Here is a 13,636-nt window from a genome sequence, read left to right as displayed (position 1 = left end):
ATAGCAATGAACAAAAAGGAGAGGAATTTTGGATAAAAAAAATCCTTTGCCTAAGCAAAGGATTATATATGGCAGGGGCGGAGAGACTCGAACTCGCGACACCCGGTTTTGGAGACCGGTGCTCTACCAACTGAGCTACGCCCCTAAATTTTTCTACTATTAAGCCTGCTTAAATAGCAGGCTTAATTTTAATAAGTGGCGGAACGGACGGGACTCGAACCCGCGACCCCCTGCGTGACAGGCAGGTATTCTAACCGACTGAACTACCGCTCCACCGAATTTTTTTACAATCACCGGTTTGTTGCCCCGGTTTACTGCTTAATTTGATGCCTGGCAGTTCCCTACTCTCGCATGGGGAGACCCCACACTACCATCGGCGCTACGGCGTTTCACTTCTGAGTTCGGCATGGGGTCAGGTGGGACCACCGCGCTACGGCCGCCAGGCAAATTCTGTTTATTGACCGTTATATTTTTATATAACCATCAACTAAATCCTGAACTAAGCTGAAAATTTACTTCTCTCTAAAACACCTTCGGTGTTGTAAGGTTAAGCCTCACGGATCATTAGTACTGGTTAGCTCAACGTATCGCTACGCTTACACACCCAGCCTATCAACGTCGTAGTCTTCAACGTTCCTTCAGGACTCTCAAGGAGTCAGGGAGAACTCATCTCGGGGCAAGTTTCGCGCTTAGATGCTTTCAGCGCTTATCTCTTCCGCATTTAGCTACCGGGCAATGCCATTGGCATGACAACCCGAACACCAGTGATGCGTCCACTCCGGTCCTCTCGTACTAGGAGCAGCCCCCCTCAATTCTCCAGCGCCCACGGCAGATAGGGACCGAACTGTCTCACGACGTTCTAAACCCAGCTCGCGTACCACTTTAAATGGCGAACAGCCATACCCTTGGGACCTACTTCAGCCCCAGGATGTGATGAGCCGACATCGAGGTGCCAAACACCGCCGTCGATATGAACTCTTGGGCGGTATCAGCCTGTTATCCCCGGAGTACCTTTTATCCGTTGAGCGATGGCCCTTCCATTCAGAACCACCGGATCACTAAGACCTGCTTTCGCACCTGCTCGAGCCGTCACTCTCGCAGTCAAGCTAGCTTATGCCTTTGCACTAACCTCACGATGTCCGACCGTGATTAGCTAACCTTCGTGCTCCTCCGTTACGCTTTAGGAGGAGACCGCCCCAGTCAAACTACCCACCAGACACTGTCCGCAACCCGGATCACGGGTCTACGTTAGAACATCAAACATTAAAGGGTGGTATTTCAAGGTTGGCTCCACGCAGACTGGCGTCCACGCTTCAAAGCCTCCCACCTATCCTACACATCAAGGCTCAATGTTCAGTGTCAAGCTATAGTAAAGGTTCACGGGGTCTTTCCGTCTTGCCGCGGGTACACTGCATCTTCACAGCGATTTCAATTTCACTGAGTCTCGGGTGGAGACAGCCTGGCCATCATTACGCCATTCGTGCAGGTCGGAACTTACCCGACAAGGAATTTCGCTACCTTAGGACCGTTATAGTTACGGCCGCCGTTTACCGGGGCTTCGATCAAGAGCTTCTCCTTACGGATAACCCCATCAATTAACCTTCCGGCACCGGGCAGGCGTCACACCGTATACGTCCACTTTCGTGTTTGCACAGTGCTGTGTTTTTAATAAACAGTTGCAGCCAGCTGGTATCTTCGACTGCCTTCAGCTCCACGAGTAAATCGTTTCACCTAACGACAGCGTGCCTTCTCCCGAAGTTACGGCACCATTTTGCCTAGTTCCTTCACCCGAGTTCTCTCAAGCGCCTTGGTATTCTCTACCTGACCACCTGTGTCGGTTTGGGGTACGATTCAATGTTACCTGATGCTTAGAGGCTTTTCCTGGAAGCAGGGCATTTGTTACTTCAGCACCGTAGTGCCTCGTCATCACACCTCAGCGTTAACAGAAGTCCGGATTTACCTAAACTTCCCGCCTACATGCTTAAACCGGGACAACCGTCGCCCGGCTAACATAGCCTTCTCCGTCCCCCCTTCGCAGTAACACCGAGTACAGGAATATTAACCTGTTTCCCATCGACTACGCCTTTCGGCCTCGCCTTAGGGGTCGACTCACCCTGCCCCGATTAACGTTGGACAGGAACCCTTGGTCTTCCGGCGAGCGGGCTTTTCACCCGCTTTATCGTTACTTATGTCAGCATTCGCACTTCTGATACCTCCAGCAAACCTCACAGTTCACCTTCAACGGCTTACAGAACGCTCCCCTACCCAACAACACATAGTGTCGCTGCCGCAGCTTCGGTGCATGGTTTAGCCCCGTTACATCTTCCGCGCAGGCCGACTCGACCAGTGAGCTATTACGCTTTCTTTAAATGATGGCTGCTTCTAAGCCAACATCCTGGCTGTCTGTGCCTTCCCACATCGTTTCCCACTTAACCATGACTTTGGGACCTTAGCTGGCGGTCTGGGTTGTTTCCCTCTTCACGACGGACGTTAGCACCCGCCGTGTGTCTCCCGTGATAACATTCTTCGGTATTCGTAGTTTGCATCGGGTTGGTAAGCCGGGATGGCCCCCTAGCCGAAACAGTGCTCTACCCCCGAAGATGAGTTCACGAGGCGCTACCTAAATAGCTTTCGGGGAGAACCAGCTATCTCCCGGTTTGATTGGCCTTTCACCCCCAGCCACAAGTCATCCGCTAATTTTTCAACATTAGTCGGTTCGGTCCTCCAGTTAGTGTTACCCAACCTTCAACCTGCCCATGGCTAGATCACCGGGTTTCGGGTCTATACCCTGCAACTTAACGCCCAGTTAAGACTCGGTTTCCCTGCGGCTCCCCTATACGGTTAACCTTGCTACAGAATATAAGTCGCTGACCCATTATACAAAAGGTACGCAGTCACCCCATAAATGAGGCTCCCACTGCTTGTACGTACACGGTTTCAGGTTCTTTTTCACTCCCCTCGCCGGGGTTCTTTTCGCCTTTCCCTCACGGTACTGGTTCACTATCGGTCAGTCAGGAGTATTTAGCCTTGGAGGATGGTCCCCCCATATTCAGACAGGATACCACGTGTCCCGCCCTACTCTTCGAACTCACAGCCTGTGCATTTTAGTGTACGGGAGTATCACCCTGTACCCTGCGACTTTCCAGACGCTTCCACTAACACACAAACTGATTCAGGTTCTGGGCTGCTCCCCGTTCGCTCGCCGCTACTGGGGGAATCTCGGTTGATTTCTTTTCCTCGGGGTACTTAGATGTTTCAGTTCCCCCGGTTCGCTTCATTACGCTATGTATTCACGTAATGATAGTGTGACGGATCACACTGGGTTTCCCCATTCGGAAATCGCCGGCTATAACGGTTCATATCACCTTACCGACGCTTATCGCAGATTAGCACGTCCTTCATCGCCTCTGACTGCCAGGGCATCCACCGTGTACGCTTAGTCGCTTAACCTCACAACCCGAAGATGTTTCGCTTCAGATTATGAAAATTTGAGAGACTCGAACATGTCTTAACCTCATTCTTTATTACGGAAGAACGAGACGACATGTCGTTTCAATTTTCAGCTTGTTCCGGATTGTTAAAGAGCAAATATCTCAAACATGACTCTTTCAAGTCAGCTTTGAGATATATCGGCACGCAACTTTCACTTACATACCAGCAAGTGGCGTCCCCTAGGGGATTCGAACCCCTGTTACCGCCGTGAAAGGGCGGTGTCCTGGGCCTCTAGACGAAGGGGACACTGAAGTCTCAATCGCAAGACGCCTTGCTTCTCTACATCTATCAGACAATCTGTGTGAGCACTACGCGGGTTGTATCTTTTAGGTAAGGAGGTGATCCAACCGCAGGTTCCCCTACGGTTACCTTGTTACGACTTCACCCCAGTCATGAATCACAAAGTGGTAAGCGCCCTCCCGAAGGTTAAGCTACCTACTTCTTTTGCAACCCACTCCCATGGTGTGACGGGCGGTGTGTACAAGGCCCGGGAACGTATTCACCGTAGCATTCTGATCTACGATTACTAGCGATTCCGACTTCATGGAGTCGAGTTGCAGACTCCAATCCGGACTACGACGCACTTTATGAGGTCCGCTTGCTCTCGCGAGGTCGCTTCTCTTTGTATGCGCCATTGTAGCACGTGTGTAGCCCTACTCGTAAGGGCCATGATGACTTGACGTCATCCCCACCTTCCTCCAGTTTATCACTGGCAGTCTCCTTTGAGTTCCCGGCCGAACCGCTGGCAACAAAGGATAAGGGTTGCGCTCGTTGCGGGACTTAACCCAACATTTCACAACACGAGCTGACGACAGCCATGCAGCACCTGTCTCAGAGTTCCCGAAGGCACCAATCCATCTCTGGAAAGTTCTCTGGATGTCAAGAGTAGGTAAGGTTCTTCGCGTTGCATCGAATTAAACCACATGCTCCACCGCTTGTGCGGGCCCCCGTCAATTCATTTGAGTTTTAACCTTGCGGCCGTACTCCCCAGGCGGTCGACTTAACGCGTTAGCTCCGGAAGCCACGCCTCAAGGGCACAACCTCCAAGTCGACATCGTTTACGGCGTGGACTACCAGGGTATCTAATCCTGTTTGCTCCCCACGCTTTCGCACCTGAGCGTCAGTCTTTGTCCAGGGGGCCGCCTTCGCCACCGGTATTCCTCCAGATCTCTACGCATTTCACCGCTACACCTGGAATTCTACCCCCCTCTACAAGACTCAAGCTTGCCAGTTTCGAATGCAGTTCCCAGGTTGAGCCCGGGGATTTCACATCCGACTTAACAAACCGCCTGCGTGCGCTTTACGCCCAGTAATTCCGATTAACGCTTGCACCCTCCGTATTACCGCGGCTGCTGGCACGGAGTTAGCCGGTGCTTCTTCTGCGAGTAACGTCAATCACTAAGGTTATTAACCTTAATGCCTTCCTCCTCGCTGAAAGTACTTTACAACCCGAAGGCCTTCTTCATACACGCGGCATGGCTGCATCAGGCTTGCGCCCATTGTGCAATATTCCCCACTGCTGCCTCCCGTAGGAGTCTGGACCGTGTCTCAGTTCCAGTGTGGCTGGTCATCCTCTCAGACCAGCTAGGGATCGTCGCCTAGGTGAGCCATTACCCCACCTACTAGCTAATCCCATCTGGGTTCATCTGATGGCAAGAGGCCCGAAGGTCCCCCTCTTTGGTCTTGCGACGTTATGCGGTATTAGCTACCGTTTCCAGTAGTTATCCCCCTCCATCAGGCAGATCCCCAGACATTACTCACCCGTCCGCCGCTCGTCACCCAGAGAGCAAGCTCTCCCGTGCTACCGCTCGACTTGCATGTGTTAGGCCTGCCGCCAGCGTTCAATCTGAGCCATGATCAAACTCTTCAATTTAAAAGTGTTTGATGCTCAAAGAATTAAAACTGTTTATAAAATCAGTAGTCACTCTTCAAGACTTGATATTTGTTTGCATCCGAAGATGCTGAGATATCAATCCTGCGAGTGCCCACACAGATTGTCTGATAAATTGTTAAAGAGCAGTGAGTCAGTCGCTTTTGCTTGCTAACTCGAGGTGGCGTATATTACGCTTTCCTCTTTCAGAGTCAAGCGTTTATTTTCGCTTTCGTCTGACTGACTTCCGGGTTGTGAAGCCGCTTTCGAAGCCGCTTCGCCGTGTCAGTGGAGGCGCATTATAGGGAGTTCTCAGAGCCTGACAACCCCTAATTTGAAAAAAACTTTCAAGCGTCGTTTTTTTACTCAAAATGGCGCTAAAGTGCCAGTTTTTCGAGCCTTTCAAAGCCGTAACGTTGCAAAACGGGCATTAATTGCGCAGTTTCAGGCGTAAACGCCATACAATAAGCAATATTCGAATCTGCAGACGCCGCTTCAGGCGCTTCATGTTCCAGTAACCAAACGGTACGCCTTGCAATCGCGGCACCGGAATCAATCAGCCTCGTTCCCTCAGGTAACACTTCCAGCAGCTCTTCCTGTAATAGAGGGAAATGCGTGCAGCCTAATACAACGGTATCCGGCGGCTCCGACATCCGTAACCACGGACGCAGGATTTTACGCAGCTCGTCCAGCGGCACAGGCTCACCATGAAGCTTCGCCTCAGCCAGCTCCACCAGTTCGGCAGAACCCAGCATCTCAATTTTGCATTCGGTAGCAAATCGGGAGATAAGCTCGTGGGTATAAGGACGCTTGACCGTGCCGCGTGTGGCCAACAGACCCACAACCCCATTTGTCGTCAAACGCGCAGCCGGTTTAATAGCAGGCACAACGCCAACAACAGGGAAGTCGAACTTTTCGCGTAAAGCAGGGAGGGAAACAGTGCTTGCAGTATTACAGGCAATAACAGCGAGGGCTAAAGGATAATGCTGCTGGACAGCAGTCACTATTGAGACCACCCGGTCGACGATAAACTCTTCGCTCTTTTCGCCGTAAGGAAACGCCACGTTATCGAAGGCGTAGATGTAATGAAGATCCGGCAGAAGCTGCCGAATCTCATTGTAGACGGACAGCCCACCAACGCCGGAGTCAAAAACCAGCACGGTGGGATGTGCATCAGAAGGTGTAGCTGCCAGACAAGTAGTATTCCCGTCCTGCAGTATGGTAGCCATAAACCGTCTCGTAATCTTTATCGAACAGGTTAGCTATTCTACCACGAACGGTCAGCTGTGACGTGACTGGATACGACAAGGCAACATCCCACAGGCTGACACCGCCCATTTTCACGGTTTGATAGGTATTGAAATCGGTGTCGTAGCGTGAGCCCAGGTAATGATAAGTTACGCTCCAGTCCAGATCGTAGAGCGCCCAGTCAAGCTGGTACTTCACCTGTTGTTTAGCGCGACGCGCCAACGGCGCATCGGTCAGGCCATTGCGAGCATCAACATAGTCATAACTAACGCTGTGCTGCACGGGCCCGGTATCAAAGGAAGCCGTCCCTTCAATGCCTTTGATGTTGGCCTTGCCGACGTTGTAATAGCTATTCGTCCCGCTGTTGAAGTCGATCAGGTTATCAACAAGGTTGCGATAACCCGAAACGCGCCAGTTCACGCCGGAAGTTAACCCTTCAAATGCCCCTTCCCACTGACGGCTTTCTTCTGGGTTCAGATCTCTGTTCCCGTAGAAGCCAAACAGTTGCCCCTGGTTTGGCGCCTTAAAGGCCGTACCGTAGGAGGCAATAAAGCGATACCCCTCAACGAATTCCCATGCGGCGCTACTCTGCCAGGTACCGTGATTACCGAACTCTGAGTTGTTATCGTTACGCGCGGCGCCTTCAAAGGTGAAATCACCCACCTTTTGCAACGCCGTCAGATAAACGCCGGTATTACGCTGATCGTAGCCGTCAGTCACATAGTTTGTGCCTGGCTCAGTACTCTGTTTCTGCCAGTCGACGCCTGCGCCAATATTCCCTGTCCCCACATCGACGGAGTTCGTCCATTGCAGGTTGTACTGCTTGATTTCATCCAGAGTAGCGCTTGAGTCGTAGCGACCCAGGCGAGGATCGAAATTGTAATCTTTGCTGTGTCCGTAGCTGGAGATCAGCTGCGAATGGAAGATATCGTTATTAAAGCGCAGCCCCGCGTCCCATGTCTGGCTGTAAAGCTGACGGGTATCCACCAGCACGCCGGGGATATAGCTGCTGCCGTCATAGGCCGTGCGGTTATCATAACCGTAGCCACGTACAAAACCGCTCCATTGCTCAGAGAAGTTGTGTTCAAGCGCCCCATACAGAGATTTACTCATAAAGCCGTCGCGATCGGGCTGACGCAGGCCGCCGGTATTACCATCAGCCACAACGTCAAAGCCTTTGGTGTACTCATAGTTGCCAGCCAGAGTCACGCGAGTGTTATCCCCCAGCTTTTGCTGTGTGCTAGCGTCATAGTTCTGGTAGCCGTTTGAGCCCACTCCCGCCGTCAGCGTTGTGCCGTCTTTATCACGAGTAGTGATAATGTTGATGACCCCGCCAATAGCATCAGAGCCATAGACAGCTGAACGAGGCCCACGGATGTACTCTACGCGCTGCACAAGAGAGACTGGGATTTGGCTGAGATCGGAAGAGCCGGTCACCCCGGCCTGATTCAGACGGATGCCGTCAATCAGGACCAGCACATGGCTGGAGTTGGTCCCACGAATAAATACGGAGGAGAGCTGACCAAGGCCACCGCTTTGCGCAATATCTACCCCCGGCAGGCGGCGCATCACGTCCATCAGAGATTTTGACTGCCAGCGGTCGATATCTTCACGCGTAACCACCGACGTCGGCGCAAGTACGGTTTCCAGGGGTTGCTGAAAACGATTTGCAGTCACTACCAGGGTATTGTCAGTATTGCTGTCCTGCGCCCAAACTGAAAAAGCCGTTGCGGACAAAGCCGTCAACAGCGAAACCTTCTTTATCATCATTTATATAAGCATCCGCTTTCGAATAGGATGCCGCAGATATGGCAAATAGCACGCGATAGCCATATCACTTGCGACGTCGTTCCGGCAGGTCTTCGGGCTTGGAGGCTTAATTAAGATGAGGACTTCCCGCTTATATAAGAAAGCAGTGTCTGCATAATGCGTTCATCTTGCCGTTCCTTACCGCTGCGCGTCAGCCCCAGAATCACACTGGGTTCCCTTTTAACTCTCAGGAGGCCGGAAAAGCCATGCTACCGTTAGGCTTATATGGATGTCCAGACTTCCGGCTGAACTTCTTAACGCGATCGGGCTGGACATCCCGGGTCGAATCCCTACAATCGCCGCGTAGTTTGTATTCATTGACCGACTGGATGGCTAGCCATGACCCCTGAACACCTCCCGACAGATCAGTACGACGCGCAACTGGCGGAAAAAGTCACTCGCCTCGAAGGCATGATGGCGCCTTTTGCCGCACCGGCCCCGGAGGTATTCCGCTCACCGGTAAGCCACTACCGCATGCGAGCTGAGTTCCGCATCTGGCATGAAGGTGACGACCTGTATCACATCATGTTCGATCAGCAGACCAAAAGCCGCATCAGGGTCAACAGTTTCCCGGCGGCCAGCGAGCTTATCAACGCTCTGATGCCCGCCATGCTGGACGGCGTCCGCGATATTCCCGCTCTGCGCCATAAGCTTTTCCAGATTGACTACCTGACGACGTTGAGCAATCAGGCTGTGGTGTCTTTGCTCTACCACCGCAAACTGGATGATGAATGGCAAAAGCATGCCGAGGCGCTGCGCGACAGTCTGCGTGCCCGTGGTTTTAACGTGCACCTAATTGGCCGCGCGACGAAAACCAAAATTGAGCTGGACCAGGATTTTATCGACGAAAGCCTGCCGGTTGCCGGTAAAGAGATGATTTACCGCCAGGTTGAGAACAGCTTTACTCAGCCAAACGCGGCCATGAATATTCAGATGCTGGAATGGGCACTGAGCGCGACAGAAAATTCAAGCGGCGACCTGCTGGAGCTCTACTGCGGGAACGGCAACTTCTCGCTGGCGCTGGCCCGCAACTTCGACCGCGTGCTGGCGACCGAAATCGCTAAACCGTCCGTGGCTGCGGCACAGTACAACATCGCGGCCAACAATATTGAGAACGTGCAGATCATCCGCATGGCGGCGGAAGAGTTTACCCAGGCAATGAACGGCGTGAGGGAGTTTAACCGCCTGCAGGGAATCGATCTCAAAAGCTATCAGTGCGAAACCATTTTTGTCGATCCGCCCCGCAGCGGCCTGGATGCTGACACGGTAAAAATGGTGCAGGCCTACCCGCACATCCTTTATATCTCCTGCAATCCACAAACGCTTTGCGAAAATCTGGAGACATTATCCCAGACTCACAACATCACCCGCCTCGCGCTGTTTGACCAGTTCCCGTACACGCATCACATGGAATGCGGCGTACTGCTCACGCGTAAATAGAAAAAGGACGCCAAGGCGTCCTTTTTACTTTTTATCGGGATTACTCAGCCGCTTCTGATTTGCGGGAGCGAACTTTAAACAAAATCCAGAACAGCACAACCACCGACAGAATCGAAGGGATAAAGTTAGAGCCAATCGCCGGGTATTCAACGCGAACGACTGAGCTAAAAAGCAGCACGCCTAACACAAAACAGGCCGCCGCAAGACTCGGTAACCCAACAGGCATCGTACGATTCTGATAGCGCTGATGCAGGCAATAAACCGCCAGCACCAGAGCGATAATAGGAAATAGCGAGAACGGAACAACCGAGCTGAACAGCGCGGCAAAAGATCCGTTAATCGACAGACCAGCGATAAACGCCAGCGCCAGCGTACCTCTATCTTGTAACTGTTTCATTGCTCGTTCCTTCACTCTTCGGATAAATGAGCCAGTGCCATTTTTTCTTGTTCCCGGCGATACCAGTAGTACGCCCCTTTCGAGATCATACGTAGCTGCAACACCAGTCGCTCTTCGAGCTGACGACGCTGTTCAATATCAACGTCCAGCGCTTCGGCACCTGCACTAAACACAATCGTGACCATCGCTTCCGCCTGCGCTTCGGTGAAGCTGCGAGGCATGCGATTTTCGAGTTCTAAATAGTCGGCAAGTTCCGCGATGAAGTGCTGAATTTCACGAGCAACTGCGGCACGAAACGCCGCAGACGTGCCCGAACGTTCACGCAGCAACAGGCGGAAAGCGTTAGGGTTATTGCCGATAAACTCCATGAACGTTGACACTGAGGTACGAATCACGCTGCCGCCTTTGGCGATGCGCTGCCGCGCCTGCCGCATTAACTGCCGCAGCATCAGGCCACTTTCGTCTACCATTGTAAGACCGAGTTCATCAACATCGCGGAAATGGCGATAAAATGACGTTGGCGCAATACCGGCTTCGCGGGCAACTTCACGCAGGCTCAGGCTGGCAAAGCTTCTTTCGGCGCTTAGCTGGCTAAATGCTGCCTCGACTAAAGAACGCCTGGTTCTCTCTTTTTGTTGCGCTCTTACACCCATCATATTGCCTGAATCCTTCAAACAGAGCTGGAACTATATCAGAGAATCAAGCTACCGCTTTTATAGTGTATTGTGAATGATTGTTTACGGAACATTGACCTGCCCAGGCGGGAAAAAGCACAACGAGAATTGGGGAAATTCCTGGTTGATGTTACCATCGTGTTGCCTTTATGTATAAAAACAGGTAAGCCTTACCATGCCACAAACCTACGATTATGACGCAATAGTGATTGGTTCCGGTCCCGGAGGCGAAGGTGCCGCCATGGGGCTGGTGAAACAAGGAGCCAGGGTAGCGGTGATTGAGCGCTACCACAATGTCGGCGGCGGTTGCACCCATTGGGGCACCATCCCTTCGAAAGCCCTCCGCCACGCCGTCAGCCGCATTATTGAATTCAATCAAAACCCGTTATACAGCGACCACACTCACCTTCTCCGCTCCTCTTTTGCCGACATCCTGAACCACGCCGACAGCGTGATTAACCAGCAAACCCGCATGCGCCAGGGCTTTTACGAGCGTAACCGCTGCGAGATGCTGCAGGGCGATGCACACTTTGTGGATGAGCACACTGTCGAGCTTCTGTGCCACGATGGGTCGGTCGAAACCTACACCGCCGAGAAATTTGTGATCGCCTGCGGTTCTCGCCCTTACCGCCCGCCAGAAGTTGATTTTACCCACCCACGTATCTACGACAGCGACTCCATTCTCAGCCTGCATCACGAACCGCGCCATGTGATCATCTATGGTGCCGGGGTGATCGGCTGTGAGTACGCGTCGATCTTCCGCGGGATGAACGTCAAAGTTGATCTGATCAACACTCGCGATCGCCTGCTGGCTTTCCTCGATCAGGAAATGTCGGATTCGCTCTCCTATCACTTCTGGAACAGCGGTGTGGTTATTCGCCACAACGAAGAGTTTGAGAAGATTGAAGGCGTGGACGACGGCGTGATTGTTTCTCTGAAGTCCGGCAAAAAAGTGAAGGCGGATTGCCTGCTTTACGCCAACGGACGTACCGGGAATACAGATTCACTGGCGCTGGAAAATATCGGTCTGGAAGCGGACAGCCGTGGGCTGATCAAGGTCAACAGCATGTATCAGACCGCGCTGCCGCATATTTACGCGGTGGGTGACGTTATCGGCTACCCAAGTCTGGCTTCAGCAGCCTACGATCAGGGTCGTATCGCCGCTCAGGCGCTGGTGAAAGGGGAAGCCACGGGGCATCTGATTGAAGATATTCCAACCGGCATCTACACCATTCCAGAAATCAGCTCCGTGGGCAAAACAGAACAACAGCTGACCTCGATGAAAGTGCCTTACGAAGTGGGCCGGGCGCAGTTTAAACATCTCGCGCGGGCGCAAATCGTGGGTATGAACATCGGGACGCTGAAAATTCTGTTCCACCGTGAGACGAAAGAAATTCTGGGGATCCACTGCTTTGGTGAGCGCGCGGCCGAAATTATTCACATCGGCCAGGCGATTATGGAGCAGAAAGGTGGCGGTAACACCATTGAGTACTTCGTTAACACCACCTTTAACTACCCAACAATGGCGGAAGCCTACCGGGTAGCGGCGCTTAACGGCTTAAATCGCCTGTTTTAACGCTGAGTCGAAATGGCCATCCATCTGCGTGCGGATGGCCTCTGCCAGCTGCTCATAGCGGCTACGCAGCGGTGACCCCGGACGATAAACCAGGCCGATGGTACGACGCGGTTCTGGTTTATAACACGGCAGATAAACCACACCGTCGCGCTGGCGCTCATGCGGCACGGCCAGGGCTGGCAAAAGCGTGATGCCACTTCCTGCAGCTACCATGTTACGCAGCGTTTCTAAGCTTGTTGCCCGGAAATGGGTATCTTCATCCGCGCCCGCTTCAAAGCAAAAGCCCATAGCCTGATCGCGCAGGCAATGCCCGTCTTCCAGCATCAGCAGCTTTTCACCGGCCAAATCGGACATCGGCACGCGGTCGCGGTTCGCCCACGGGTGATCCTGATAAACCGCCAGCACCATCGGCTCATCAAACAGCGGCACCTCAATAAACGCTTCGCTCTCTTTTACCAGCGCCAGAATGGCGCAGTCCAGCTTGCCGCTGTCGAGCTGCGCCAGCAGCTGATGGGTCTGAGCTTCATGCAGATACATTTCCAGCTTAGGGAAGGTCTGATGCAGCATAGGAATAATTTGCGGCAGCAGATAAGGCCCCACGGTTGGGATCAGGCCAATGTGCAGCGGGCCGGACATGGCTTCGCCCTGCTGGCTGGCCATCTCTTTCAGTACTTTGACTTCACGCAGCACCGTCCGCGCCTGATCCACCAGCAGCAAACCTGCCTGGGTGAACAGCACTTTACGGCTGGTACGCTCCAGCAGCATAACGCCCAGCTCATCTTCCAGCTTGCGAATCTGGCCGCTCAGGGTCGGCTGGCTAACGTGACAGGCATCCGCTGCCCGGCGAAAATGGCGGTGCTCGGCCAGCGCCACCAGGTATTCAAGATCTCGAATATTCATTCTCTATCCTCCTGCGCCACGATAGTTCATGGCGATAGATAGCATAGCAACGAACGATTATCCCTATCAAGCGATGTTGGTGAATAATAGCCAGCAACAGCAAGGCGCATCGCTCTGACTTACCCCAGAACGACGCGCGGCTGCAGAGACTCTCTGTTCTCTGAACCTGACGAATTATTAAAGCCAACGTGAACTTTTAGCGGACAGTATGTCCGCTTTTTTTTGTTCAA

7 protein-coding genes, 3 tRNA genes, 3 rRNA genes and 1 riboswitch are annotated in these 13,636 nt (G+C 52.7%); of the genes, 2 read left to right on the top strand and 11 right to left on the bottom strand.

Translation table 11 applies throughout. The features are described from left to right. Window positions 1-69 precede the first annotated feature (69 nt). From LH23_RS05830 to btuB, 8 genes are all read right to left on the bottom strand, one after another. Window positions 70-145, bottom strand: a tRNA-Trp gene (locus tag LH23_RS05830). Window positions 146-196: 51 nt separating this feature from the next. Then, a tRNA-Asp gene (locus LH23_RS05825) sits at window positions 197-273 on the bottom strand. A gap of 55 nt (window positions 274-328) precedes the next feature. Next, a 5S ribosomal RNA gene (gene rrf, locus LH23_RS05820) occupies window positions 329-444 on the bottom strand. A gap of 99 nt (window positions 445-543) precedes the next feature. Next, window positions 544-3,450, bottom strand: a 23S ribosomal RNA gene (locus LH23_RS05815). 212 nt (window positions 3,451-3,662) lie between these two features. Next, window positions 3,663-3,738: transfer RNA gene (locus LH23_RS05810), tRNA-Glu, on the bottom strand. Between the two features lie 85 nt (window positions 3,739-3,823). Continuing rightward, window positions 3,824-5,365, bottom strand: a 16S ribosomal RNA gene (locus LH23_RS05805). The 16S, 23S and 5S rRNA genes sit together here with 3 tRNA genes alongside, the layout of an rRNA operon. Before the next feature lie 374 nt (window positions 5,366-5,739). Further along, window positions 5,740-6,591, bottom strand: a complete 852-nt coding sequence (murI, locus tag LH23_RS05800) for a glutamate racemase (protein WP_071842697.1) — start codon at window positions 6,589-6,591, stop codon at window positions 5,740-5,742. Further along, window positions 6,536-8,377, bottom strand: coding sequence for a TonB-dependent vitamin B12 receptor BtuB (gene btuB / locus LH23_RS05795; RefSeq protein ID WP_039296407.1), 1,842 nt, complete (start codon window positions 8,375-8,377; stop codon window positions 6,536-6,538). Before btuB ends, murI begins: the two co-directional genes overlap by 56 nt. 68 nt (window positions 8,378-8,445) lie before the next feature. Next, window positions 8,446-8,634: riboswitch (cobalamin riboswitch) on the bottom strand. Window positions 8,635-8,758: 124 nt separating this feature from the next. Here btuB and trmA point away from each other — a divergent pair. Beyond that, the gene (trmA, locus tag LH23_RS05790; RefSeq protein ID WP_039289195.1) at window positions 8,759-9,859 is read left to right on the top strand and encodes a tRNA (uridine(54)-C5)-methyltransferase TrmA; all 1,101 of its coding nucleotides are present in this window, start codon (window positions 8,759-8,761) and stop codon (window positions 9,857-9,859) included. Between the two features lie 40 nt (window positions 9,860-9,899). Here the strand turns inward: trmA and LH23_RS05785 are convergent, their stop codons facing one another. Both LH23_RS05785 and fabR read right to left on the bottom strand, forming a co-directional pair. After that, the gene (locus LH23_RS05785; protein WP_039289194.1) at window positions 9,900-10,256 is read right to left on the bottom strand and encodes a YijD family membrane protein; all 357 of its coding nucleotides are present in this window, start codon (window positions 10,254-10,256) and stop codon (window positions 9,900-9,902) included. Between the two features lie 11 nt (window positions 10,257-10,267). Then, the gene (fabR, locus tag LH23_RS05780; protein ID WP_039289193.1) at window positions 10,268-10,909 is read right to left on the bottom strand and encodes an HTH-type transcriptional repressor FabR; all 642 of its coding nucleotides are present in this window, start codon (window positions 10,907-10,909) and stop codon (window positions 10,268-10,270) included. Window positions 10,910-11,105: 196 nt separating this feature from the next. Here fabR and sthA point away from each other — a divergent pair, with 196 nt between their 5' ends. Continuing rightward, window positions 11,106-12,506 carry a Si-specific NAD(P)(+) transhydrogenase gene (sthA, locus tag LH23_RS05775; protein WP_039289192.1) on the top strand — a complete coding sequence of 467 codons (1,401 nt, stop codon included), beginning with the start codon at window positions 11,106-11,108 and terminating at the stop codon, window positions 12,504-12,506. Here sthA and oxyR read toward each other — a convergent pair. Next, on the bottom strand, window positions 12,489-13,406 hold the full coding sequence (oxyR, locus tag LH23_RS05770) for a DNA-binding transcriptional regulator OxyR (RefSeq protein WP_039289191.1): 918 nt from the start codon (window positions 13,404-13,406) through the stop codon (window positions 12,489-12,491). The two genes, sthA and oxyR, sit on opposite strands and share 18 nt — an antisense overlap. Window positions 13,407-13,636 lie beyond the last annotated feature (230 nt).

Source organism: Cedecea neteri (assembly GCF_000758305.1).
In the GTDB taxonomy this organism is placed as follows: domain Bacteria; phylum Pseudomonadota; class Gammaproteobacteria; order Enterobacterales; family Enterobacteriaceae; genus Cedecea; species Cedecea neteri_C.
The sequence above is the reverse complement of the archived record's forward strand: the minus strand, read 5'-3'. Positions and strand labels throughout refer to the sequence as shown.

Excerpts from the sequence above, each read along its gene's own strand:
- oxyR (WP_039289191.1), bottom strand. The coding sequence starts at position 13,406 with ATGAATATTCGAGATCTTGAATACCTGGTGGCGCTGGCCGAGCACCGC.
- LH23_RS05785 (WP_039289194.1), bottom strand. The coding sequence starts at position 10,256 with ATGAAACAGTTACAAGATAGAGGTACGCTGGCGCTGGCGTTTATCGCT.
- murI (WP_071842697.1), bottom strand. The coding sequence starts at position 6,591 with ATGGCTACCATACTGCAGGACGGGAATACTACTTGTCTGGCAGCTACA.
- btuB (WP_039296407.1), bottom strand. The coding sequence starts at position 8,377 with ATGATAAAGAAGGTTTCGCTGTTGACGGCTTTGTCCGCAACGGCTTTT.
- fabR (WP_039289193.1), bottom strand. The coding sequence starts at position 10,909 with ATGGGTGTAAGAGCGCAACAAAAAGAGAGAACCAGGCGTTCTTTAGTC.
- sthA (WP_039289192.1), top strand. The coding sequence starts at position 11,106 with ATGCCACAAACCTACGATTATGACGCAATAGTGATTGGTTCCGGTCCC.
- trmA (WP_039289195.1), top strand. The coding sequence starts at position 8,759 with ATGACCCCTGAACACCTCCCGACAGATCAGTACGACGCGCAACTGGCG.